This is a genomic window from Billgrantia sp. NRB1 (assembly GCF_056921725.1).
The window spans coordinates 312,914-334,853 of record NZ_CM167783.1 but is presented as its reverse complement, the minus strand read 5'-3'; the positions used below and the strand labels follow the sequence as shown (position 1 = coordinate 334,853).

The 21,940-nt window shown below is 68.2% G+C and carries 22 protein-coding genes; 18 read left to right on the top strand and 4 right to left on the bottom strand.

Going from position 1 to position 21,940, the window contains the following annotated elements; all coding sequences use genetic code 11:
* Positions 1–3: 3 nt before the first annotated feature.
* Complete coding sequence (locus ACZIYR_RS01500) at positions 4–1,020, bottom strand: AraC family transcriptional regulator (RefSeq protein WP_483527989.1); 1,017 nt, start codon at positions 1,018–1,020, stop codon at positions 4–6.
* 136 nt (positions 1,021–1,156) lie between these two features.
* On the opposite strand from ACZIYR_RS01500, the gene ACZIYR_RS01495 reads away from it, so the two are divergent.
* From ACZIYR_RS01495 to ACZIYR_RS01470, 6 genes are all read left to right on the top strand, one after another.
* A complete protein-coding gene (locus ACZIYR_RS01495; RefSeq protein WP_473032127.1) occupies positions 1,157–1,459 on the top strand; it encodes a nucleotidyltransferase family protein in 303 nt (100 codons plus the stop codon).
* Positions 1,456–1,983 carry a hypothetical protein gene (locus tag ACZIYR_RS01490; RefSeq protein WP_473032126.1) on the top strand — a complete coding sequence of 176 codons (528 nt, stop codon included), beginning with the start codon at positions 1,456–1,458 and terminating at the stop codon, positions 1,981–1,983. Before ACZIYR_RS01495 ends, ACZIYR_RS01490 begins: the two co-directional genes overlap by 4 nt.
* A 49-nt stretch (positions 1,984–2,032) precedes the next feature.
* Positions 2,033–2,713 carry an ABC transporter ATP-binding protein gene (locus ACZIYR_RS01485; RefSeq protein WP_473032125.1) on the top strand — a complete coding sequence of 227 codons (681 nt, stop codon included), beginning with the start codon at positions 2,033–2,035 and terminating at the stop codon, positions 2,711–2,713.
* Positions 2,713–5,205: an FtsX-like permease family protein gene (locus ACZIYR_RS01480; RefSeq protein WP_483527988.1), complete on the top strand. Its 2,493-nt coding sequence runs from the start codon at positions 2,713–2,715 to the stop codon at positions 5,203–5,205. Before ACZIYR_RS01485 ends, ACZIYR_RS01480 begins: the two co-directional genes overlap by 1 nt.
* Positions 5,202–6,353, top strand: a complete 1,152-nt coding sequence (locus ACZIYR_RS01475) for a lipocalin-like domain-containing protein (protein ID WP_483527987.1) — start codon at positions 5,202–5,204, stop codon at positions 6,351–6,353. Before ACZIYR_RS01480 ends, ACZIYR_RS01475 begins: the two co-directional genes overlap by 4 nt.
* Before the next feature lie 83 nt (positions 6,354–6,436).
* Positions 6,437–7,174: a dioxygenase family protein gene (locus tag ACZIYR_RS01470; RefSeq protein ID WP_483527986.1), complete on the top strand. Its 738-nt coding sequence runs from the start codon at positions 6,437–6,439 to the stop codon at positions 7,172–7,174.
* 34 nt (positions 7,175–7,208) lie between these two features.
* On the opposite strand, the gene ACZIYR_RS01465 is transcribed toward ACZIYR_RS01470, so the two are convergent.
* Positions 7,209–8,015 (bottom strand): helix-turn-helix domain-containing protein, encoded by an 807-nt coding sequence (locus tag ACZIYR_RS01465; protein WP_483527985.1) that lies wholly within the window; start codon positions 8,013–8,015, stop codon positions 7,209–7,211.
* A 208-nt stretch (positions 8,016–8,223) separates the two neighbouring features.
* On the opposite strand from ACZIYR_RS01465, the gene ACZIYR_RS01460 reads away from it, so the two are divergent.
* The 6 genes from ACZIYR_RS01460 to ACZIYR_RS01435 all read left to right on the top strand — a co-directional run bounded on the left by ACZIYR_RS01460 (position 8,224) and on the right by ACZIYR_RS01435 (position 15,620).
* Positions 8,224–8,673, top strand: a complete 450-nt coding sequence (locus ACZIYR_RS01460; protein WP_483527984.1) for a hypothetical protein — start codon at positions 8,224–8,226, stop codon at positions 8,671–8,673.
* A 1-nt stretch (position 8,674) separates the two neighbouring features.
* Complete coding sequence (locus ACZIYR_RS01455) at positions 8,675–10,195, top strand: tripartite tricarboxylate transporter permease (RefSeq protein WP_483527983.1); 1,521 nt, start codon at positions 8,675–8,677, stop codon at positions 10,193–10,195.
* Positions 10,196–10,267: 72 nt separating this feature from the next.
* Positions 10,268–11,239 (top strand): Bug family tripartite tricarboxylate transporter substrate binding protein, encoded by a 972-nt coding sequence (locus ACZIYR_RS01450; RefSeq protein WP_483527982.1) that lies wholly within the window; start codon positions 10,268–10,270, stop codon positions 11,237–11,239.
* A gap of 405 nt (positions 11,240–11,644) precedes the next feature.
* Positions 11,645–13,120, top strand: coding sequence for an alanine/glycine:cation symporter family protein (locus tag ACZIYR_RS01445; RefSeq protein ID WP_483527981.1), 1,476 nt, complete (start codon positions 11,645–11,647; stop codon positions 13,118–13,120).
* Positions 13,121–13,185: 65 nt separating this feature from the next.
* Entirely contained in the window at positions 13,186–14,604 is a 1,419-nt protein-coding gene (locus ACZIYR_RS01440; RefSeq protein ID WP_473032113.1) for an aspartate ammonia-lyase, read from the top strand.
* On the top strand, positions 14,589–15,620 hold the full coding sequence (locus tag ACZIYR_RS01435; protein ID WP_483527980.1) for a type I asparaginase: 1,032 nt from the start codon (positions 14,589–14,591) through the stop codon (positions 15,618–15,620). Before ACZIYR_RS01440 ends, ACZIYR_RS01435 begins: the two co-directional genes overlap by 16 nt.
* A 34-nt stretch (positions 15,621–15,654) precedes the next feature.
* On the opposite strand, the gene gloA is transcribed toward ACZIYR_RS01435, so the two are convergent.
* A complete protein-coding gene (gene gloA, locus ACZIYR_RS01430) occupies positions 15,655–16,188 on the bottom strand; it encodes a lactoylglutathione lyase (protein WP_483527979.1) in 534 nt (177 codons plus the stop codon).
* Positions 16,189–16,444: 256 nt separating this feature from the next.
* Between gloA and ACZIYR_RS01425 the strand changes: the two genes are divergently transcribed.
* From ACZIYR_RS01425 to thiE, 3 genes are all read left to right on the top strand, one after another.
* Positions 16,445–16,789 (top strand): hypothetical protein, encoded by a 345-nt coding sequence (locus ACZIYR_RS01425; protein ID WP_483527978.1) that lies wholly within the window; start codon positions 16,445–16,447, stop codon positions 16,787–16,789.
* Between the two features lie 269 nt (positions 16,790–17,058).
* Positions 17,059–17,541 (top strand): C40 family peptidase, encoded by a 483-nt coding sequence (locus tag ACZIYR_RS01420; RefSeq protein WP_483527977.1) that lies wholly within the window; start codon positions 17,059–17,061, stop codon positions 17,539–17,541.
* Between the two features lie 295 nt (positions 17,542–17,836).
* Complete coding sequence (thiE, locus tag ACZIYR_RS01415; protein WP_483527976.1) at positions 17,837–18,454, top strand: thiamine phosphate synthase; 618 nt, start codon at positions 17,837–17,839, stop codon at positions 18,452–18,454.
* A gap of 48 nt (positions 18,455–18,502) precedes the next feature.
* Here thiE and mntR read toward each other — a convergent pair whose 3' ends face one another.
* Positions 18,503–18,976: a manganese-binding transcriptional regulator MntR gene (gene mntR, locus ACZIYR_RS01410; RefSeq protein WP_483527975.1), complete on the bottom strand. Its 474-nt coding sequence runs from the start codon at positions 18,974–18,976 to the stop codon at positions 18,503–18,505.
* A gap of 331 nt (positions 18,977–19,307) precedes the next feature.
* On the opposite strand from mntR, the gene ACZIYR_RS01405 reads away from it, so the two are divergent.
* From ACZIYR_RS01405 to ACZIYR_RS01395, 3 genes are read left to right on the top strand one after another with little or no spacing between them, the layout of a single operon-like run.
* Complete coding sequence (locus ACZIYR_RS01405) at positions 19,308–20,234, top strand: metal ABC transporter solute-binding protein, Zn/Mn family (protein WP_483527974.1); 927 nt, start codon at positions 19,308–19,310, stop codon at positions 20,232–20,234.
* A complete protein-coding gene (locus ACZIYR_RS01400) occupies positions 20,227–21,015 on the top strand; it encodes a metal ABC transporter ATP-binding protein (RefSeq protein ID WP_483527973.1) in 789 nt (262 codons plus the stop codon). Before ACZIYR_RS01405 ends, ACZIYR_RS01400 begins: the two co-directional genes overlap by 8 nt.
* A 43-nt stretch (positions 21,016–21,058) precedes the next feature.
* On the top strand, positions 21,059–21,931 hold the full coding sequence (locus ACZIYR_RS01395) for a metal ABC transporter permease (protein ID WP_473034965.1): 873 nt from the start codon (positions 21,059–21,061) through the stop codon (positions 21,929–21,931).
* Positions 21,932–21,940 lie beyond the last annotated feature (9 nt).

Sequence of the window (21,940 nt, the reverse complement as noted above, 5' to 3'; positions counted from 1 at the left end):
CGCTCAGGGGGCGGGGACGGGCGGCAATAGCGCCCGCCGATAGGCGGCAGGCGAGTTGCCCGTCCACGCCTTGAAGGCGCGACTGAAACACGCCAGGTCCTCGAACCCCAGCGCCTCGGAGATCCCCAGCAGGGGCCGGTCGCTGCGAGTCAGGGCCTGGATGGCGTAGTCGCGGCGAAACTCGTCCTTCACCGCCTGGAAGTGGGTGCCCTCGGCGGCCAGTCGCCGGGAGAGTGTGCGCACCGACATGTGCAGCGCCGCCGCCACGTCCCGCACCGAGCCGGAGGTGGCCAGGTTGCGGGAGAGATGCTCGCGCACCCGGTGCGAGACCAGGCGATCCTCGAAGGAGACGTAGAACCAGTCCGCCGGCGCCCGGCGCAGGAAGGCCCCCAGGTGCTTCTTGGTCTGGCGGATCGGCTCGTCCAGCACCGCGCGGTCGAAGTACATGGCCGATTCCGGCCGCTCGAAGCGCACCCGGCCGGGATAGAAGTAGAGGTAGTCGGCGCTGTGGGCCGGCTGGGGGTAGGCGCACTCCATCATGATCGGCGGGATCTTGCGCGCCACCATCCAGGAGGCGATGCCGTGGAACAGCTTGAGCATCAGCTCGTGGACGAGGATGCGGCTGCCCGCCGGCGGCTGCCGTTCCACCAGCGCCACCCGTGCCAGCTCCCCCTCGACGGAGTAGTCGTAGCCGAAGTCATCGAGCAGAATACGAAAGAACAGCGTGTAGCGGTGCAGCGCCACCTTCAGGGTCGGCGCCTCGAGCACGCTCAGGCAGAGCAGCTTGAGGGTGCCGCCGCGCAGCGGCCGGGCGAAGAAGCCTGGCGTCTCGTCGTCGCACTCGTTGACCAGCAGCCGATAGAGCTCGGCGAACTGCTCCACGGTGACCCGCCCGTGGGGCGCCTCGAGCAGAAAGGGCGAGATCCCTGCGCGCTTGAGATAGGCGGCCTGGTCGCGGGCGATGGCCGGCACGCCGCGAAACAGCTCGTTGACGAAATGCATCGAGACCGTGACGGTCAAGGCAGCGTCTCCTCTGGGACCAGTGAAGCACGAAGGTACTAGCAGCCTGTCGGATTTGACTGATCGTCGCGAAGCAGATCAGTGTTAAGTCCGACAGGCTGCTAGACTCATCTTGCCATTGATGGAGTAACTCGCAATGCGCTTGACGTATGAACAGACCAGAGTCCTGCGCGACATCGTGCGCGACCTGGCCGATGACGAGGCCGAGATACGGGTGTTCGGCTCCCGCCTGGATGACAGACGCCGCGGAGGAGACCTCGACATCCTGATCATCACGATGGAGCCACTGCCGCGCCTGGCACTGGCCGAGATCAAATACGCGCTGGAACAGGCGCTCTACCTGCCTGTGGATATCCTGAATTATACACAGGGCCAGCCCCCGACCCCGTTTCAGGCTATCGCCCTCTCACAAGCCCAACCCTTGGATGATGCGGCATGAGTACCGATCTACTTGCCGAGCAGCATCGCCACTTGGCCAGGCTGCTCGAGGCCATCCAGCGTTGTGCCTGGTTCCTCCATGAGTCCGACGCCAAGATGGAATGGCCCATTGAGGCCGACTGGCTGGGTCATCACAAGAAGGATGTGGAACTCTTCGAGACCCTGGCCGCCATCAATGAGCGGTTTGCCAAGCTGCAGGATTCCCTTGCCTCCGCCATGCGCCACAGCGCGCTGTTGATGGGTGAGCCTACCGACAGTTTCCTCAAGGTGCTGGCTTTCTTCGAGAAGCAGGGCGTGATCGACTCCATGGGGGATTGGCAACGCTGCCGAGCCGTACGCAATATGGCGGCTCATGACTACGCCACGGACTACGGTGAGATCGCCGAGCACTTCAACCTGCTCCATGAGCTCAGCAGCTTGCTGTTCCAGACGGCACGAAAGCTGATTCAGCTTTGCCATAGTCTGCTCGGGATTGAGCCAGCTTCCACCGACTTCACTGAAGAGTTCGAACGTATCTTCGCCTAGGCAACCCGCCTATGGGAGGATGAGTCTTCCCCCCAACAAAGGCGTGGTCATGCTGGAATTCCATCAGGTTCACAAGGCCTACCCCACTCCCCAGGGGCCCCTCGAGGTGCTGGACGGCATCGACTTGCGGCTCGATGCCGGGGAGAGCCTGGCGCTGATGGGCGAGTCCGGCAGCGGCAAGTCGACCCTGCTGCACCTGGCGGCGGGGCTCGACCTGCCGGATCGCGGCGAGATCCGCCTCGAGGGGCAGGCCCTCTCGGCGCTGGCCGAGCCGGCCCGGGCGCGGCTGCGCCGCGACGCACTGGGCCTGGTGTTCCAGCAGTTCCACCTGGTGCCAAGCCTCAACGTGGCCGACAACCTGCGCCTGCAGGCGCGGCTGGCCGGCCGCGAGCGCGCCGACTGGTCGGCGTATCTGCTGCAACGCCTGGGCCTTGCCGGCCTCGAGACGCGCTACCCCGAGCAGCTCTCCGGCGGCCAGCAGCAGCGCCTGGCCATCGGCCGCGCCCTGGCCCCGCGCCCGGCGCTGCTGCTGGCCGACGAGCCCACCGGCAACCTGGATGAGGCCACCGCCGACGGCGTGCTCGCTCTGCTGCTCGAGCTGGTCAGCGAGAGCGGCAGCGCCCTGCTGGTGGTCACCCATAGCCCCCACGTGGCCGCGCCGCTGGACCGCTGCCTGCGGCTGACCCGCGGGCAGCTGACCCCCGTCGCCCTGACGGAGCCGGCCCGCTGATGCTCACCGCCCTGGCCACCCTGCTCTCCCACTACAAGCGCCACCCCGGCCAGCTGGCCATGCTGCTGCTGGGCCTCTGGGTGGCCAGCGCCCTGTGGAGCGGCGTGCAGGCGATCAACGCCTCGGCCCGGGACAGCTACGCCCGCGCCGAGGCGCTGTTCACCACCGGGCTCGACCGCCTGGAGCGCCGCGACGGCGAGCCACTGACCCGCGACGATTACCTGGCCCTGCGCCGCGCCGGCCTGCCGGTCTCGCCGCTGCTCGAGGGCACCCTGGACGCTCCCGATGGCAGCCGGCTGACGCTGATCGGCATCGACCCCCTCACCCTGCCCGGCGACAGCGCCTTCGCCGCCGCCAGCGGCACCGCTCCCCTGAACGACTTCCTGCAGCCGCCCTGGCAGACCCGGCTGGCCTCCGACAGCCTGGCCGCCCTGGGGGTGACGCCGCGCGAGGCCGAGGGCGCCACCCCCGCCCTGGCCGACGGCCGGCGGCTGCCGCCGCTGGTCATGGCGCCCGCGCTGCCTCCGGATACCCTGGTGATGGATCTCGCCGCCGCGGCGGACCTGCTGGCGCGCGGCGAGACCCTGTCACGGCTGGTCACCCGACCGGACGCCCTGGAGGTCGCCCCCGAGGGACTGACGCTGACCCGCGCCGAGACCCTGGCCTCACCGGGCCAGCTCACCGAGAGCTTCCACCTCAATCTCACCGCCATGGCGCTGCTGGCGCTGGTGGTGGGGCTGTTCATCGTGCAGGCGGCGCTGGGCCTGGCCCTGGAGCAGCGCCTCGGCCTGCTGCGCACCCTGCGTGCCCTGGGGGTGTCGGGCCGGCGCCTGGTCGCCCTGCTGGTCGCCGAGCTGGTGCTGCTGGGCCTGGTCGGCGCCCTGGCCGGGATCGTCAGCGGCGTCTGGCTGGCGCGCGCGCTGCTGCCCGACGTGGCCGCCACCCTGGGCAGCCTCTATGGCGCCGGGGTGGGCACCGAGCTCAGCCTGCCCTGGCACTACTGGGCCGGCGGGCTCGCCGTCACCCTGGGCGGCCTCTTCCTGGCCGGCAGCGGCGTGCTGTGGCGCGCGGCCAGGCTCAACGTGCTGGGGCTGGGCCAGGCGCGGGCCTGGCGCGCCGGCTTTCACCGCCAGCTCCGGCTGATGACCCTGGCCGGCGCGGCGGTGGCCGCGCTGGGGCTCGGCCTCTGGGCCTGGCTGGCCGGCCAGCCCCCCGGCGAGGGGCTCATCGCCGGCTTCGGCCTGGTCGCCGCGCTGCTGCTGGCCAGCGCCCTGTGGCTGCCGCCGCTGCTGGCGGCGGGGCTCGCGGGGCTGGAGCGCCTGGCCAGGCGCCGCCCGCTGACCCAGTGGGCGCTGGCCGACCTGCAGCTGCAGCTGCCGCGGCTGTCGCTGGCGATGATGGCGCTGCTGATCGCGCTCTCCGCCAACCTGGGCGTGAGCAGCATGGTCGGCGGCTTTCGCCTGACGTTTCTCGACTGGCTCGACCAGCGCCTGGTCGCCGACCTCTACTTCCGCCCGCCGCCGGCCCAGTACGAGGCGATCGACGCCTGGCTGGCCGAGCGCCCCGAAGTGGCCGAGCGGCTGCCCACCCGACGCAGCGAGGCCAGGCTGCTTGCCGGAAACGGCGACGCCCCGCGCAGCACGCCGGTGAGCCTCTACGGCATCACCCCCGGCGAGTCGCTGATGCCCCACTGGCCGCTGCTGGCCACCCGCGACGGGAGAGCGGCCGCCTGGCAGGCCTTTCGTCAGGGCGAGGCCTTTATCAACGAGCAGTTGGCCATCGCCTCCGGCCTCGCCCCCGGCGACCGCCTGACGCTGGACACCCCCCAGGGCCGGGAGAGGGTCAGGGTGGCCGCCATCTATCCCGACTACGGCAATACCCGCCGCGAGGTGCTGTTCAGCACCGAGGTGCTGGCCAGCCGCTTCAACGCCCCGCCGGGCTCGCTGGGCATCGTGCTCGCCGAGGGGGCCGACGGCGGCGACCTGGCCCGCGAGCTGGGCGAGCGGTTCGCGCTGGCCAGCGACAGCCTGGTGGACCAGCGCGAGGTGAAGCGCATCGCCACCGAGATCTTCGAGCGGACCTTCACCATCACCCGGGCGCTCAGCGCCCTGACCCTGGGCGTGGCCGCCCTGGCGCTGCTGGCCAGCCTGCTCGCCCAGGCCCGGGAGCGCCGCGCCCAGCTGGCGCCGCTATGGGCGCTGGGGGTGCCCCGGGCCCGGCTGGTGCGGGTGCAGCTGGCCCAGTTGGGCGCCGCGGCCCTGGCCACCGGCGCCCTGGCCGTGCCGCTGGGCATCGCCCTGGCGCTGGGGCTGGTGGCGATGATCAACGTCGCCGCCTTCGGCTGGCGCCTGCCGCTCTATCTCTTCCCGGGCGAGATGGCGCTGACCCTCGCCACGGCAGTCGGCGTCGCCCTGCTGGCCACCGCCCTGCCGGCCCTGCGCCTGTGGCGCTCACCGCCCCGCGCCCTGCTCGCCGAGGAGGGCGGTCCATGAGCCGTCTCGCCCCCGCCGCGATGCTGCTGGCGCTGCTGGCCCTGGCCGGCTGCGACGCCGCCCCGCCCGCGGAGGACGACGCGCCGCCGGCCGGTTTCGCCGGCCTGGGCGAGGCCGCCGGCGACTTCGCCCAGGCGCGTCCCGGCACGCCGCTGCGCTTCCCCGAGGATCACGGCCCCCACCCCGACCATCGCATCGAATGGTGGTACCTCACCGCCAACCTCCGCGACGACCGGGGTGACCCCCTGGGCCTGCAGTGGACGCTGTTTCGCCAGGCGCTGGTGCCGCCGGACGAGCGACCGCCACCGGGCCCCTGGGTGGCCGACCAGCTGTGGATGGCACACCTGGCGGTCTCCCGGGGCGAAACCCACCGGGTGGCGGAGCGCTTCGCCCGCAGCCACTCCCGGGATGACGACGGCCAGGCCGGGGTGCGCGCCCACCCCTTCCATGCCTGGCTCGACGACTGGGCGCTGACCACCCGGGTGGAAGACCCCGACGCCGACACCTTTTCCCGGCTGACCCTCTCCGCCTTCGACGGCGAGGGCGAGGCGCGCGTCGGCTACCGGCTAGACCTCACCGCCGAGGGGCCCCTGGTGCGCCACGGGGAGGCGGGGTTCAGCCAGAAGGCTGCCGACGGCCAGGGCTCGATGTACGTCAGCCAGCCCTTCTGGCGCATCGAGGGGAAGGTGACCCTGGAAGGCGAGACCCGGGCGGTCAGCGGGCGCGGCTGGCTCGACCGGGAGTGGAGCAGCCAGCTGCTGGGGCCCGAGCAGCAGGGCTGGGACTGGTTCGCCCTGCACCTGGCCGACGGCCACCGGCTGATGGCCTTCCGGCTGCGCGGCGGCGGCGAGGCGGGCGGCGACTATCGCTCGGGCACCTGGATCACCCCCGAGGGCGATCCCCGGCCCCTGGCCCCGGACGAGCTGGCGCTGACGCCCCTGGCCACCTCGGCCGTGGCGGGCCGCGAGGTGCCCACCCGCTGGCGCCTCGAGGTGCCCGCCGCCGAGCTCGACCTGGTCGTCGAGGCGCCCCACGCCGAACGCTGGATGGACACCAGCGTGCCCTACTGGGAAGGCGAGGTGATCGCCTTCGACCGCGAGAGCGAGGCGCGCCTGGGCGAGGGCTACCTGGAGATGACCGGCTATTGACAGGCGATTATTTCATAAGCCTGCTATCGATCTTCCCGTCGCGAACCACTATCCTGAAGGCAGTCCCCTGTTCGGAGCTCGCCATGCTGCCCAGTCTCTTTATCTCCCACGGCTCCCCCATGCTGGCGCTCACCGAGACGCCGGCCCACGGCTTCCTGCGCGAACTCGGCCGGGAGCTCCGCCCCGAGGCGGTGGTGGTGGTCTCGGCCCACTGGGCCAGCCGATCGCTGCTGGTCAGCACCAGCGCCCGGCCCGAGACGATCCACGACTTCGGCGGCTTTCCCCGGGAGCTCTACGAGTGCCAGTACCCCGCCCCGGGCGACCCCGAGCTGGCGCGGCGCCTGGCCCGGCAGCTCAACGCCGTTCCCACCGAGCGCGGCCTGGACCACGGCGCCTGGGTGCCACTGTCGCTGCTGTTCCCCGAGGCGGAGGTGCCGGTGGTCTCGCTGTCGCTGCCGGTGGAGTGGTACAACGCCGAGCTGGTGGCGCTGGGCGAGAAGCTCGCGGGACTTCGCGAGGCGGGCGTGCTGGTGATCGGTTCGGGCAGCCTGACCCACAACCTCTACGAGATGCGGCCCCAGGACGCTGCCATGCCGGCCTGGGTCGGCGAGTTCGCCGACTGGGTGCACGCGCGCCTGACGGCGGACGACCGCGAGGCGCTCATGCAGTGGGAGACGGCCCCGCGGGCCCGGGAAAACCACCCCACGCCGGAGCACTTCCAGCCGCTGCTGGTGGCCATGGGCGCCGGGGGGCCGGGCAAGCGGCTGCACCACAGCGTGGAGCACGGCGTGCTGGCCATGGACGTCTACGCCTTCGGCTGATCGATCGGGAACGGCCGCCTCCCGGGCACGCCCCTCAGTGGCGTGCCCGGAAGTGCTGTTCCCCCGGCGCCACATCGTTGCGCACGGCGGTCAGCAATTCGGCATCCAGGCTCGGATCGTCGAGCGCCAGCAGCCCGCATTGCGCCAGGGCCTCGCGCACGCCCACCTGCTCATCGAGACGCTCATAGAGGACGCGTACGCAGCAGGGCATGCGCTCGCTGCTGTCCGCCACGCCGAGCTTGAGGCCGGTGAGCCGCTTCACCTGGCTCTGGAAGCTCGGGAAGAGGATGGTCTGAGTAACCTCATGACCATTGAGGGTCTCGTGGTCCACCAGGAAGATGCGGTCGGCCAACTTGACGGCTACGCCCTGGTAGCGATTGTGACAGGGTCGGGGATTGGCCGGGGTCTGCATGCGCTCGGTGCGCTGGTAGACGACGCCGCTCTCCCGCTCCTCCAGGCACACCAGGGTGCGGATCAGGTGCCCGGGCCGTGACATCGAGTGGTAGTACTCGAAATAGCAGCCCAGGTAGCGCGCCATGTCCTCACGGCCGCTGTGCAGCAGCGCATCCGGCCAGCCCACCCCCGACACCTGGGTCGACTCGGTCGGCCCCCGTCCGGCCTGCACCAAAGTGCAGAAGTCCTCATGGGGCAGGTAGAGCTCATGCTCCTCCACGCCGAAGAAGGCGCAGAGGCGCCGCATGGCGGCATGCCTAGGGCGGTAGCGCCCCGTCAGGTAGCGATTGAACTGGGCCCGATTGATCTCCAGCCGTCGGCACACCTCCGCAATGGACGGGTAGTAGCTGCACAGCAGACGCAGGTTAGCGACGAAGTCGTCTTGCATGAAGTGCTCCTCGGAGCCCTGGCTGAATGGTGCACGCCAAGTGGTGCAGTCTGACTCACTCAGCTTTGCGGATAGTGCACTGGAGTGCAACGGAGCGCCAAGTCACATTGCCCCGCTCATCTGCTTCAATTCTCTCATGTGCGTTGCGCCATCGCGCCAACCGTTTCCCATCGGCCCATCCCAATAACAAGTAACCGAAGGCAACCCAATGATACGCAAGAATTTCTGGTCCGGGCTAGGTGTTGCCGCCGTGACGGTGCTGCTGCTGACCTGGATCATTCCCACCTACGGCGGCAGCGGCTTCGCGTTCGGCCTGCAGCCCCAGCGGCTGGCCACCCTCGGCGCCTGGCTGATCTTCGGCTGCTCCATCACCCTCTCGGTGGTAAGCGCCATCGCCCTGAAGCGCCGCGGCGAGCCCTTCGCCATCCTTCCCGATCTCGGCCACCTCTGGCACCAGGCGTGGCCGTTTGTGTATGTGCTCGGCTTCATCGCCTTGATCGACCGCTTCCCGTTGACCTGGGTGGCGCCGGCCCTGATCGGCGGCCTGCTGCTGCTGCTCGGCGAACGCCGCTGGTACGTGGTGGTGTTGACCGCCGCCGTCCCCACCGCCGGCCTCTATGGCCTCACGGCCCACCTGATGCGCATCGGAGTGGTATGACATGATCGGATTCGACGCCATCCTCGGCTCCTTCGCCGCCGCCTTCCACTACGAGTCCATCGCCATCATCCTCGGCGGGGTGCTGCTCGGCTATATCGTCGGCGTGATCCCGGGGCTCAACCGGGCGGTGGCCATCGCCATCGCCATCCCGCTGACCTTCTACATGTCGGCCTACGCCGCCATCGCCTTTCTGATCGGCCTCTCCAAGGGCACCGCCGCCGGCAGCGCGGTCTCGGCCATCTTGCTCAACACCCCGGGGGAGCCCTCCTCGGCGGCCACCTGCCTCGACGGCTACCCCATGGCCAGCTCCGGCAAGCCGCGCAAGGCCCTCAAGGTGGGCCTGCTCGCCTCGGTGATCGGCGACCTGCTGGCCACCCTGCTGCTGATCGCGGTCGCCATCCCCTTCGCCTCGGTGGCGCTCAAGTTCGGCCCCTACGAGCTGACCGCCATCCTGATCTTCGCCCTGGTGTTCATCGCCGGCATGGCCGGGGGCTCCTTTCTCAAGGGCCTGGCCGCCGGCGGCATGGGGGTGATCCTCGGCACCGTGGGCCTCGATCCCGAAACCGGCGCCATGCGCCTGACCTTCGGCTATGCGGAGCTGATGGAGGGCGTGCCGATCCTGCCCCTGGTGATCGGCACCCTGGCGCTGGCCGAGATGTTCGTGCAGCTCGACGAGTACCGCCGCAACAAGGCCGGCAGCGTCATCAAGCTGGGCAACAGCGCCGACGACGACCTCTCCTACCGGGAGTTCAAGGGCACCCTGCCGACCATCTTCAAGAGCACCGGGGTGGGCGCCTTCGTCGGTGCCTTGCCGGGGCTTGGCCCCTCGGTGGGGGCCTTCATGGCCTACGGCCTGGCCAAGCGGACCGCCAAGGACCCGGACAGCTTCGGCAAGGGCAATTCCAACGGCATCGCCGCCGCCGAGGCCTCCGACAACGCGGTGATTCCCGCCAGCTATATTCCGCTGTTCGGCCTGGGGATTCCCGGCAGCGTGTCCGCCGCCCTGCTGGTCGGCGCCTTCATGATCCACGGCATTCAGGTGGGCCCGCTGATGCTGCGCGACCACCCGGAGATGCTGTTCACACTGTTCTCGGGAATGATCGTCGCCAGCCTGCTGATGCTCGCCGTGGGCTGGTACGGCCTGCGCATCTTCGCCCGGGTCACCAGCGTCCCGCCGCATATCGTGATCTCGGTGGTGATCTTCCTCTGCCTGGCCGGCATCCAGGTGCAGGGCTACGGCACCTTCGGGCTGCTCACCGTCTTCGTCTTCGCGATCTTCGGCTACTTCCTGAAGACGTTCGACTACTCCTTCGTGACCTTCCTGGTCGCCTTCATCGTCACGCCCATGCTGGAGATGAACCTGCGCCAGTCGGTGATCCTCTCCGGCGGCGAGATCGGCATCCTGCTCGAGCGCCCCATCGCCCTGGCCTTCGTCGTGTTCACGGTGCTGATGGTGCTGCACCTGGGCTGGACCAGCTATCGCCACTGGCTGCGCAAGCGGCTTAAGGCACCCCAGGCGTGACCGACCGCCGGCCAGGCGCCGGCGTTCTTCCCCTCCCTCGCGCAACAACAACGCAATGAAGAGGTTTCGACCATGAAAATGAAATTGCTGACTACTGCCGTTCTCTCCGCCGCCGTAGCCCTCGGCGCCGCCGGCCAGGTCCAGGCCGACGACTTCCCGTCCAAGCCGCTGACCCTGGTGGTCGGCTGGGGCGCCGGCGGCAGCACCGACATCCAGGCCCGGGTGCTGGCCGACATCATGACCGAGGAGCTCGGCCAGCCGGTCAACGTGGTCAACCAGCCCGGCGCCGGCGGCGGCGTGGCCCTGGCGCGCCTGGCCAACAGCACCGACGAGGGCTACACCTTCGTCTTCGGCACCTCCATGACCATCACCTTCGGACCGCTCTCTACCGAGACCACCTACGACCTGGATGACTTCCGCTATGTGGCCGGCGTGACCCTGGGCCAGTCGGCCCTGGTCACCGGCGAGAACCGCCCCTTCGGCGACAGCTGGGACGACCTGGTGGAGTACGCCCGCGAGAACCCGGGCACCAGCTACGCCAACCAGACCGCGCTGGACCGCATGATCATTGAGTACATCGCCCAGCGCGAAGGGCTCGACCTGCGCATCGTGCCCACCTCCGGCGGCGCCGGCATGGCCCCGCTGATCCTCTCCGGCGACGTGGACTTCGCCTACAGCGGCGGCACCCACTCCGGCTACGCCGAGACCGGCGAGATGCCGGTGCTGCTGAGCCTGGCCGAGGATCGCCTGGTGGCCTACCCGGACGCCCCCACCCTCCAGGAGGCCGGCTACGACATCAACGCCGCCGAGATCCGGGTGGCCATGGTGCCCAAGGACACCCCGGACGCCCACGTCGAGCGCCTCGCCGAAGCGCTGAAGGCGGCCACCGAGGACGAGCGCTTCCTTGAAGTCACCGAGGAGCGCATCCTGATGCCGGTGACCTGGATGCCCGAGGACGAGGTCACCCAGACCCTCGCCGACCAGGTCGAGGGCTACAAGGCGCTGCTCGAGGAGCTCGGCGGCCTGCCGCAAGACGAGGAGTGATCGACACACATTGCCCAGTGTAAGCGGGCAGTGACACCGCGCCCGAGGCCAGCGAAGAGCGGCCTCGGGCGTTTTTTGGGGTTCAGCGCAGACTGGCGTGAATGGGCCTTGTGGGAGGGAGCTTCAGCTCGCGAAGTAGCGCGCAGCGCTACCCAGGGGGCGCCTGCGGCGCCTTCGCCCGGCAGAGCCGGCCTCCCACCATAGAGCCTGCCAAACATGTTCACGCTAAAATGCGAAGAACCTTTTTTTGGCGATAGCACCCAATGCATCAGGCGGGTGGTGCGGTCCGCTGCACTCGGTGGCGCCGGGAATGCGACGCAGTGCATCGTTTCGCCCAATTTCTTCCATCAAATCAACTGGTTTAATCGGGGAGCGCTATCAACAAGACAACAGCGGAGACCCCTCATGTTTGACCTGCTCAACGAGCTCCTCTGGGGCAAAATCCTTCTCATCCTGCTGGTCGGCGTGGGCATCGGCTTCACCGTTGCCTCACGCTTCGTCCAGTTTCGCTACTTCGGCCGCATGTTCCAGATCCTGGGATCTCGCCAGGCCTTCCGCCATGACAAGCACGGCCACCTCAGCAGTTTCCAGGCGCTGGTGCTGTCCGTCGCTGGCCGCGTGGGCGGCGGCAATATCGCTGGCGTTGCCGTGGCGATCACCCTGGGCGGCCCGGGAGCCATCTTCTGGATGTGGTTGGTCGGCCTGATGGGCATGGCCACGAGCTTCCTCGAATGCACCCTGGCGCAGACCTACAAGCAGCCCCAGGGTGACGGTACCTATCGCGGCGGGCCGGCCTACTACATCGTCAAGGGCCTCGGCCGCAACTGGCGCTGGTTGGCCGGTTTCTATTCGGTGCTACTGCTGCTGACCTTCGGCTTTGCCTTCACTGCGCTGCAGTCCTACGCCGTGTCCACCTCGTTCAACGACGCCTTCGGCGTGCCGGTGCTCTACAGCGGCATCGCCCTGGCGATGCTGGTCGGCCTGATCATCTTCGGTGGGATCAAACGGATCGCGCGCATCTCCGAGGTGCTGGTGCCCTTCATGGCCGTCGGCTATCTGCTGATCGCACTGATCGTGGTCGGCTTGAACCTCGAACGCATCCCCGAGGTGGTGATGCTGATCGTCAACAGCGCCTTCGGCCTGGAGCCTGCCATCGGCGGCGGCATCGGGGCGGCCATCATGATAGGCCTCCAGCGCGGTCTGTTCTCCAATGAGGCAGGCCTGGGTAGCGCTCCCAACGTTGCCGCCGTGGCCTATGTGCCGCATCCCGCCAACCAGGGCATCGTGCAGGCCTTCTCGGTCTTTATCGATACCCTGATCATCTGCTCTTCCACCGCTTTCCTGATCCTGCTCAGCGGTGCCTATGACCCCGGCGCCAGCGGCAATGTCGAGGGTATTGCGCTGACCCAGTCGGCCCTGGCCGACCATGTCGGGGAGTGGGGCCGCTCCTTCGTCAGCGTGGCACTGCTGCTATTCGCCTTCAGCACCATCCTTTACAACTACTACCTGGGCGAGAACAGCCTCAACTTCTTCAGCCGCGACAACCAGAACCTGTTCAACGCCTTCCGCGTGGCGATCGTGCTGCTGGTGTGCTGGGGCGCCACTACCAACCTGGGCACCGTGTTCGGCTTCGCCGATGTCACCATGGGCCTGCTGGCGGTCACCAACCTGGTGGCGTTGATCCTGTTGTTCAAGAAAGGGCTGCGCATCCTCAAGGACTACGATGACCAGCGCCGCCAGGGCGTCAGTCAGCCAGTCTTCGACGCCAGCCAACACCCGGATCTCAACCTCTACCCGCAGGCCTGGGACCTCGAGCCCGAGGATCGGGAACGCCTGCAGGCCCACGCCAGCAAGGCGCCGAGCAGCCCCGCCATCGAATGATTCACGTCGCCTGCCAGCCCCCTGGCGGGGCTGGCAGGGCCGTCCGACCCAAGAGCGCTGACCCCATGACCACACGTATCGAACACGACCTGCTGGGCGAGCGCGCCCTGCCGGCGGATGCCTGGTACGGCATCCAGACCCAGCGCGCGCTGGAGAACTTTCGCATCACAGGGATTCCGATCAGCCACTTCCCCGAGCTGGTGCAGGCACTGGCCATGGTCAAGTCGGCCGCCGCCAACGCCAACCAGGCAGTGGGCACCCTCGAGCCCCACAAGGCCGCGGCGATCCAGGCCGCCTGCCAGGAGATCATCGACGGCGCACTGCACGACCAGTTCGTGGTCGACCTGATCCAGGGCGGAGCGGGCACCTCCACCAACATGAACGCCAACGAGGTCATCGCCAACCTGGCACTGGCCAAGCTGGGCCATCCCAAGGGGGCCTACCAGCACCTGCATCCCAACGACGACGTCAACCGCTCCCAGTCGACCAACGACGCCTACCCCACCGCCGCCTGCCTAAGCCTGCAGTTCGCCGCGGAGCCGCTGGTCTCCGCCATCAGCGAGCTGCGCGATGCCCTGCAAGACAAGAGCGTGGCCTTCGCCGACGTGGTCAAGATGGGGCGCACCCAACTGCAGGACGCCGTGCCCATGACCCTGGGGCAGGAGTTCGAGGCCTTCGCGGTCAACCTCGGCGAGGACATCGACCGCCTGCGCGAGGCCCAGCGGCTGCTGTGCGAGATCAACCTCGGCGGCACCGCCATCGGCACCGGCCTCAACGCCCCGGCAGGCTACCAGGCGCTGGCCGTCGAGCACCTGGCACAGCTGTCGGCGCGCCCGCTGGTACCGGCGTCACACCTTATCGAGGCCACCTCGGACATGGGCGCCTTCGTGTTCCTGTCGGGGATGCTCAAGCGCTTCGCCATCAAGCTCGGCAAGCTGTGCAACGATCTACGCCTGCTTTCCAGCGGGCCGCGTACCGGACTGGGGGAAATCACCCTGCCCCCGGTGCAGCCCGGCTCCTCGATCATGCCAGGCAAGATCAACCCGGTGATTCCCGAGGCGGTCAACCAGACCGTCTACCAGGTGATCGCCAGCGATCTCGCCGTGACCATGGCCGCCGAGGCGGGGCAGCTGCAGCTCAATGCCATGGAACCGATGATCATCTACAACCTGCTCAATGCCATGCGCATGCTGGGCGAGGCCTGCCATATGCTGCGCACCCGCTGCATCGTCGGCATCGAAGCCAACCGCGAGACCTGCGCCCAGCACGTCGAGCGCAGCATCGGCGTGGTGACCTCGCTGGTCCCCCACATCGGCTACGTCAACGCCACGCGTATCGCCCGCCAGGCCCTGCACAGCGGCGCCACGGTCCGCGAACTGGTGATCGCCGAAGGGCTGCTGGACCCCCAGCGCCTCGATGCGCTGTTGCAGCCCAACGCCATGCTGGCCCCGATGCCGGAGGAGCCCCCGTGCCACGACTGTTGATACTGTATACCGGCGGTACCCTGGGCATGCAGGCATCACCGGCGGGCTACGTGCCCTCGGCCGACTTCGACGAACGCCTGGGCGCGGCCCTGGCGGCCTATCCGGCTGGGGCGCTGCCGGACTACAACCTGCACAGCCTGCAGCCATTGATCGACAGCGCCGACCTTGATCCAGCAGCGTGGAATCGGCTGGTGGCCGCCCTTGGCGCGGCCTGGGAGCGCTACGACGGGTTCGTCATCCTGCATGGCACCGATACCATGGCCTACACCGCCTCGGCGCTCTCCTTCCTGCTCGGTGCACTCGACAAACCGGTGATCTTGACCGGGTCCCAGATCCCACTCGGCGAACCGCGCAGCGATGCCCTCAACAACATCATCCTGGCCATGCAGGCGGCCACACACCCGGCTGCCCCCCGCGAGGTGTGCCTCGCCTTTCACGACCGCCTGCTGCGCGGCAACCGTGCGCGCAAGTGCCGGACTCAAGGCCTGGATGCCTTCGACTCGCCCAACGCCCCCTGGCTCGGCGAGGCGGGCATCGAGCTGCGTCTCGGCCGGACGCCGCCCCTGGCCAAGGGTGTACCGGACTTCTCGGCGGCGGCCCTCGAGGCCGATCGCGTTGGCCTGCTGCACTGTCATCCCGGCATGTCATCCCGCCTGGTGGAGGCGCTACTCGAGGAGCCCTGCCTCCAGGGCCTGGTGCTGGCGACCTATGGCGTCGGCAATCCACCGAGCCTGGCGGGACGCCTCCTGGCCGACCTGCGGCGGGCCACGGATCGAGGGCTGGTCGTGGTCAATGTGACCCAGTGTCACCAGGGGCGGGTCCACCAGGGCGCCTATGCCACCGGCGCCGCCCTCAATGCCGCCGGCGTCGTCTCCGGCCAAGACATGACCCCGGAAGCCGCGGTGACCAAGCTGCAGGTACTGCTAGGGCGGGGCCTGGAGGGCGAAGCCCTGCGCCAGGCCATGTCACGGCCGTGTCGCGGCGAAATGACGCCTGCCATGCTGCCTGGCGGCTAGGAGGGCGGCGTGGGCATGCTCGGCGACGCCCGGGTCAGTCGCCCAGGGCGGCCAGCCGGTCGGCCTGGATCACCTCGATCCAGTAGCCGTCGGCGTCCTTGACGAACACCACGTCCTTCAGCTTGCCCTGATCGGCGCGCTTAACGAACGTCACGTCGTTGGCATCGAACCAGGCTTCGGCGGCATCCAGGTCCGGCACCGAGAAGCAGATATGCCCGAAGCCCTGGGGCTCGGAGTTGCCGTCGTGATAGGCGAAGTCGTCCTGGGTCTCGGTGCCCCAGTTGTGGGTCAGCTCCAGCAGACCCCGCTGCTGGAAGGTCCAGACGGTGCGCTCCCCCGTCTCCTCGGGCACCGCATCGCCCTCCTCCAGCCGGGCCAGGAAGTAGAGCGAAAACTGCAGCTCTTCGAAGTCGAGCCGACGCAGCACCCGCATGCCAAACACCCGACTGTAGAAGGCCAGCGCCTTTTCTGGATCCTTGACCCGCAGCATGGTGTGATTGAGCCGGAAGCCGGCGCTGTCCGCGGTGGGCGTCTGAACGCCGGGATACTGCTCACCCTTGAAGCTCATAGCGGTCTCCTTGCGTCGTGAGGGGATACATCGATGATGGCGATGCCTGCCTGACAATACCAGCCCGAGGCGAAGCGGACCCGGGCCAAAAATAACAGTACAACTACTATACAGACACGTCGCCATGTGAAGCCATACCGGCGAGCATCGCCCAATCCCGATGACAATGGCGAAAAACCGCCCCCACGACATGGAAAAAGCGCCTCCAGACTTCTACGCTGGTTATACCCCCCCCCCGCTAAGACGAGAACGCCCCATGTCCGACATCGACCACTCCATCGGTGACCATATCACCCACAAGCAGCTCACCCGGGCCGTGGCCAACGGCTTTACCCCCATCGTCGAGGTCGAGTCCCAGGACGGCATCTATACCGTGCGCCTGCATCACGCCAACGGGGTCTCCACGCTCTCCGATGCTCAGGGGCATACCCTGACCTTCATGGGCACCGGCGAAATCCGCGACCTGCTGGGGGAGACCGGCCTGACCCACGGGGTGCTGACCTGGGCCGACCAGTGCGGCGACGAGATGATCGGCGTGCCGGGCCATGCCATGACCCCCGACGAGATGTTGACCTACGGCACCCGCATCGCCTTTCGCTGAGGCTCTGTCCGAAAACTGTCTGCGCTCGACCATACGGCGTTAAAAATCGGCTCAAAGTACTCATTTACACCCAGTAAACTCCGTCTTTTCGCCGATTTTTGCCTTGCGACCCACAGGGATGTGGGAAGTGCGTTGGCCCGTAGGGAACGGGCTTAGCCCTGGCCTTCGCTCGCCGACTTTTCGGACAAAGCCGAGGCTCCGCCTGAGGCTTCCCCATTCCCGGAGCAGCGGCTAATGTAGGAGCATGCCCACCGCCCAGGAGCCCCGGCATGCCCCAACGATCCGCTATCTGGCGTCTTGTTGCCTGCCTGGCGCTGCTCGGCCTGCTGGCCGGCTGCGCCGGGCGGGATCTCGCCGATCGTGCCCCGGTCGAGGAGGAGGGCCTCTCCATCGAACGCGCCCTGGCGCTGTCGACCGCCAAGCGCGCCCTAGGCACCCCCTACCGCTTCGGCGGCAACACCCCGGAGGGCCTGGATTGCTCGGGGCTGGTGGAAATGGCCTACCGCGCGGCCGGCATTCAGGTCCCGCGCACCGCCGATGAGCAGTACCGCCAGCTGCCCGCCGTGGAACCGCCGCAGCCCGGCGACCTGCTGTTCTTCGGCGATCGCCGCAAGGCCACCCACGTGGGCATCTATCGCGGCAACGGCCAGATGATCCACGCCCCGGGGCGCGGCCGCGAAGTGGTCAGCGTGCCGCTGGACGTGACCTACTGGCAGCAGCGCTACCTTGGCGCGGCACGCCCGACCCCCTGAGCCTTCCCTTGGCTGCCGGCCACGGCGTATCATCGACGCCCTGCGACGGGGGCGCCGGTGTGCCAGCGAGGAGCCCCCGGATAAAACGGGTTCTTCGCACTTTAGCGTGAACATGTTTGGCAGGTTTTATGGTGGGAGGCCGGCTCTGCCGGGCGAAGGCGCCGCAGGCGCCCCATGAGTAGCGCTGCGCGCTACTTCGCGAGCTGAAGTCGAGGCGTCGAACCGTCCCTCCCACAGGGCAAGTTCACGCCAGTCTGCGATGAACCATAAAACGAATCCTACCGGCGGAGGCCCCATGCGACTCGACCTTTCCCTCTACCTGGTGACCGACCCCCGGCTGTGCGCCCGCCTTGGGCTGGTGGAAACCGTGGTGGCGGCGGTGCGCGGCGGCGTGACGCTGGTGCAGCTGCGCGACAAGCACGCCTCGGACGCCGAGCTGATCGACCAGGCGCGACGCCTCAAGGCCGCCCTGGCGGGCAGCGGCGTGCCACTGATCATCAACGACCGGCTCGAGGTGGCCCTGGAAAGCGGCGCCGATGGCCTGCATATCGGCCAGGACGACGGCGACGTGGCGCGTGCCCGCGCGACCCTGGGCCCCCAGGCCCTGCTCGGCCTCTCGGTGCAAACCCATGACCAGCTCGCCGCCCTTGATCCCGCGCCGCTGGACTACCTGGGGCTGGGTCCGGTGTTCGCCACCGCCACCAAGCAGGATCACGCCGTACCGCTGGGCTTCGAGGGCCTGGCCGCCCTGGTGGCGAAGAGCCCCCTGCCGGCGGTGGCCATCGGCGGCCTGCAGGCCGAACATGCCGCGCGGGTGCGCGCCGCCGGCGCCCAGGGGCCGGCGGTGATCTCGGCGATCTGCGGACAGGCGGACCCGGAAGCCGCCGCACGGGCATTCTTCGTCGAGCGATAGCGAATCGAGGGGCGAGGGGCGAGGGGCGAGGGGCGAGGGTCAGGAGCCTCAGCGCTCCTGCTCACGAGTGAAGCGCTGCATGATGTCCAGGGTTTCCTGGCTGACGTGGTGCTCCATGCCCTCGGCATCGATGCGCGCCGTGCGATCGCTGACCCCCAACGCCCGCAGAAACTGCAGCACGATGGCATGCCGCTGATGCGACATGGTCGCCATCGCCTCTCCCTTCTCGGTCAGGAACAGCGAGCGGTAGGGCTTGCTGGAGACCAATCCCTGTGATTTCAGCCGCGAGACGGTCTTCGACACCGTGGCCTGACTGACGCCCATCCGGGCGGCGATGTCGGTCGAGCGCGCCTCGCCCTGATGTTCGAGCAGATCGGCGATCAGCTCTACATAGTCTTCGAGAAGCTCGGTTTCGTGAGCGTTGCGCACGGCAGCGTACTGCTGGGCATGCTGGTCGCTGGGCGGCAGGGCATCCGCCTTGGAAAGGCGATCCGGCGTCACGTCGTTCGAGGAGTCGGTCATCGCGCCAATATAGCCAAACTCCTGATAGGGCAGCAACCAAGCATCGATAGAAATTTCCTACTACCCTACAAGTTAACCTTGGCTAAAATATTGGCTATATACTCAACAAGCTCACCAAGGCGACAACACTGACAGTCAACGCCCAGCAGCCTGTCGGATTTGACCGATCGTCGCGGGAGTGTCGGATTTCGAGACAAGTTTATCGATCTGATGAGGCGAATAGCGTGCTATTTAACGAATTAGATCGAATGAAATTGGCCGAAAGCCCGGGTTTCGCAGCAGATCAGCGTTAAGTCCGACAGGCTGCCAGACACTAGAGGAGAATGCCCCGATGCCGACCGCCAAAGGCTTGATGCTGCTCAGCGCCCTGCCCTTCGCGCTGTCGACCCTGGCGATGTCGACCACGGCTCAGGCCGAGCAGGCCCCGCTCAGGGTGGCCGCCTCATTCTCGGTGCTCGGCGACCTGGTGCGCGAGGTGGCGGGCGACGACGCCGAGGTCAGCCTGCTGACCCCGGTGGGGGCGGAAGTGCACGAATGGGAGCTGATCCCGAGCAACTTCATCGCCATCGAGGAAGCCGACATCGTCTTCTACAACGGCTTCGATCTCGAGCAGTGGATGGGCCAGGTCGATGCCACGGTGGGCGATGGCGTCCCGGTGGTGGCGGTCGCCGAACGGACCGGCTACCCCACCCGGCCCATCGTGACCGGCGAGTATGCCGGCGACGTCGATCCGCATATGTGGATGGATCCACGCGCCGCGGCGGCGTACGGACAAGTGATCGCAAAGACCCTGGCCGAGGCCAGGCCGGAGAGCGCCGAGGCCTTCCAGGCGCGCGCCGAGGCGCTGGAGGCGTCGCTTCATGCGCTGTATGACGAGCTGACCGAGGCCCTCGCGCCCCTTCCCGAAGAGCGGCGCCTGCTGATCACCAGCGAGGCGGCCTTTGTCTATTTCGCCGATGCCTTCGGTTTCGAGCACGACGGCATCTGGGGCACCAACGCCGAGGAAGAGGGGTCACCGCGCCAGATCATGCGCATCGTCGACCTGATCGAGGGGAAGCAGCCGGCCGCCATCTTCTGGGAGAGCACGATCTCCGATCGCCATGTGCGCAGCGTGGCCGCCGAGACCCAGGTGGAGATCGCCGGCCCGCTGTACGTCGACTCCCTCAGCGAGCCCGATGGCGACGCGCCCGACTACGCTGGCATGCTGCGCCACAACGTTCAGCTGTTGCGAGACACTCTGGGAGATGCCGATGACTGACGCCGTACCGGCGCTTCAGGCCAGCCGCCTCTCTGCGGCCTACCACCAGCAGCCCGTGCTGGAGGACATCACCCTGACGCTGCCCCAAGGGCAGTGGACGGCGATCGTCGGCCCCAACGGGGCCGGCAAATCGAGCCTGCTCAATCTGGTGATCGGCAGCCTCACGCCGCTGCGCGGTAGCCTGACGATCCTCGGCCAGCCCCCCGCCGCCCAGCGTCGGACCGGCAACATCGCCTACATGGCCCAGCAGGAGGCGATGGAGTGGGACTTCCCCATCTCGGTGAGCGAGACGGTGCTGACGGGCCGCTACGGGCTGATGCGCCGGGATCCGCTTTGGCAGCGCCTGCTGCCGCGCTACTGGGCCAACCCCTGCCACCGCCAGGCCGTCGAGGCCGCTTTGGAAGCCGTCGACATGGCCGAGCATGCCGCCCGTCCCATCGGCGAGCTCTCCGGCGGCCAGAAGAAGCGCGTGCTGCTGGCCCGCGCCCTGGCCCAGCAGGCCAAGATCCTGCTCCTCGACGAGCCGCTGGCCGGTGTCGACTCCCCCAGCGAAGCGCTGATTCTCGCGACGCTGGAGCGCGAGCGCAGCAACGGGCGCACCGTCATCATGGTGACCCATGACATGCCCAGCGCCCGCCGCTATGCCGACAACGTGCTGCTGATCAATCGCACCCTGGTGGGCATGGGCTCGCCCGACGACATGCTCAACGACGCCATGCTGGCCCGCCTGGCGGTGGGGACACCCGAGACCGAACGGGGAGGGGTGAGCGTTGCCGCTTGAGACACTGGCCACCGGCGTCATCGACGCCCTGATCAGCCTGCTGATGGTGGCGGTCAACCTGCTGCCCGACTCCCTGGCGGCCCCCTTCGAGTACCGCTTCATGCAGCGCGCCCTGCTCACCTCGGTGCTGGTGGGCGCGATCTGCGGACTGCTCTCCTCCTACGTGGTGCTCAAGCGCTGGTCGCTGCTGGGTGACGCCATCTCCCATGCGGTGCTGCCCGGCGTAGCCATCGCCTACCTGCTGGGCTGGCCGTTCTTCATCGGCGCCTTCGTCACCGGCGCCCTGACGTCGCTGGGCATCGGCGCCCTGGAGCGCCATACCCGCATCAAGGCGGATGCCGCCATGGGCCTGATGTTCACCGCCGCCTTCGCACTGGGCATCGTGATCATCAGCAAGATCGCCACCAGCACCCACCTGATGCACATTCTGTTCGGCAACGTGCTGGGGGTGCAGACCACCGCACTGCTGCTGACCCTGGCGGCAAGCCTGGTGGCCGCGCTGGTCATCTGGCTGGCCTATCGCCCGCTGCTGCTCTACACCTTCGACCCCCAGCAGGCTCAGGCGCTGGGGTTCAACACCAGCCTCATCCACTATGGGCTGATCCTACTGCTGACCCTGACCATCGTGGCGAGCCTGGAGACCGTGGGCATCATCCTGGTGGTGGCGATGCTGATCACTCCCGGCGCCACGGCGCACCTGCTCACCGACCGCTTCCCCGCCATGCTGGCGATCTCCGTCGGCGTCGGCGTGATCTCCGCCGTGGCGGGGCTGGTGCTCTCGGTGCAGCTGGATGTCGCCTCGGGGGGCGCCATCGTGCTGGTGGCCTCCGCCCTCTTCCTGGTCGCCCTGCTGGCAGGCCCCCGGCATGGCCTGGTGGCACGCCAGTGGCGGCGCTGGCGGCTCAATCGCGCCTGACCCGACGTG

What these genes read in the sequence shown, in the direction of transcription:
- ACZIYR_RS01495 (WP_473032127.1), top strand. Translation starts at nt 1,157, where the DNA reads ATGCGCTTGACGTATGAACAGACCAGAGTCCTGCGCGACATCGTGCGC.
- ACZIYR_RS01490 (WP_473032126.1), top strand. Translation starts at nt 1,456, where the DNA reads ATGAGTACCGATCTACTTGCCGAGCAGCATCGCCACTTGGCCAGGCTG.
- ACZIYR_RS01485 (WP_473032125.1), top strand. Translation starts at nt 2,033, where the DNA reads ATGCTGGAATTCCATCAGGTTCACAAGGCCTACCCCACTCCCCAGGGG.
- ACZIYR_RS01480 (WP_483527988.1), top strand. Translation starts at nt 2,713, where the DNA reads ATGCTCACCGCCCTGGCCACCCTGCTCTCCCACTACAAGCGCCACCCC.
- ACZIYR_RS01475 (WP_483527987.1), top strand. Translation starts at nt 5,202, where the DNA reads ATGAGCCGTCTCGCCCCCGCCGCGATGCTGCTGGCGCTGCTGGCCCTG.
- ACZIYR_RS01470 (WP_483527986.1), top strand. Translation starts at nt 6,437, where the DNA reads ATGCTGCCCAGTCTCTTTATCTCCCACGGCTCCCCCATGCTGGCGCTC.
- ACZIYR_RS01465 (WP_483527985.1), bottom strand. Translation starts at nt 8,015, where the DNA reads ATGCAAGACGACTTCGTCGCTAACCTGCGTCTGCTGTGCAGCTACTAC.
- ACZIYR_RS01460 (WP_483527984.1), top strand. Translation starts at nt 8,224, where the DNA reads ATGATACGCAAGAATTTCTGGTCCGGGCTAGGTGTTGCCGCCGTGACG.
- ACZIYR_RS01455 (WP_483527983.1), top strand. Translation starts at nt 8,675, where the DNA reads ATGATCGGATTCGACGCCATCCTCGGCTCCTTCGCCGCCGCCTTCCAC.
- ACZIYR_RS01450 (WP_483527982.1), top strand. Translation starts at nt 10,268, where the DNA reads ATGAAAATGAAATTGCTGACTACTGCCGTTCTCTCCGCCGCCGTAGCC.
- ACZIYR_RS01445 (WP_483527981.1), top strand. Translation starts at nt 11,645, where the DNA reads ATGTTTGACCTGCTCAACGAGCTCCTCTGGGGCAAAATCCTTCTCATC.
- ACZIYR_RS01440 (WP_473032113.1), top strand. Translation starts at nt 13,186, where the DNA reads ATGACCACACGTATCGAACACGACCTGCTGGGCGAGCGCGCCCTGCCG.
- gloA (WP_483527979.1), bottom strand. Translation starts at nt 16,188, where the DNA reads ATGAGCTTCAAGGGTGAGCAGTATCCCGGCGTTCAGACGCCCACCGCG.
- ACZIYR_RS01425 (WP_483527978.1), top strand. Translation starts at nt 16,445, where the DNA reads ATGTCCGACATCGACCACTCCATCGGTGACCATATCACCCACAAGCAG.
- ACZIYR_RS01420 (WP_483527977.1), top strand. Translation starts at nt 17,059, where the DNA reads ATGCCCCAACGATCCGCTATCTGGCGTCTTGTTGCCTGCCTGGCGCTG.
- thiE (WP_483527976.1), top strand. Translation starts at nt 17,837, where the DNA reads ATGCGACTCGACCTTTCCCTCTACCTGGTGACCGACCCCCGGCTGTGC.
- mntR (WP_483527975.1), bottom strand. Translation starts at nt 18,976, where the DNA reads ATGACCGACTCCTCGAACGACGTGACGCCGGATCGCCTTTCCAAGGCG.
- ACZIYR_RS01405 (WP_483527974.1), top strand. Translation starts at nt 19,308, where the DNA reads ATGCCGACCGCCAAAGGCTTGATGCTGCTCAGCGCCCTGCCCTTCGCG.
- ACZIYR_RS01400 (WP_483527973.1), top strand. Translation starts at nt 20,227, where the DNA reads ATGACTGACGCCGTACCGGCGCTTCAGGCCAGCCGCCTCTCTGCGGCC.
- ACZIYR_RS01395 (WP_473034965.1), top strand. Translation starts at nt 21,059, where the DNA reads ATGGTGGCGGTCAACCTGCTGCCCGACTCCCTGGCGGCCCCCTTCGAG.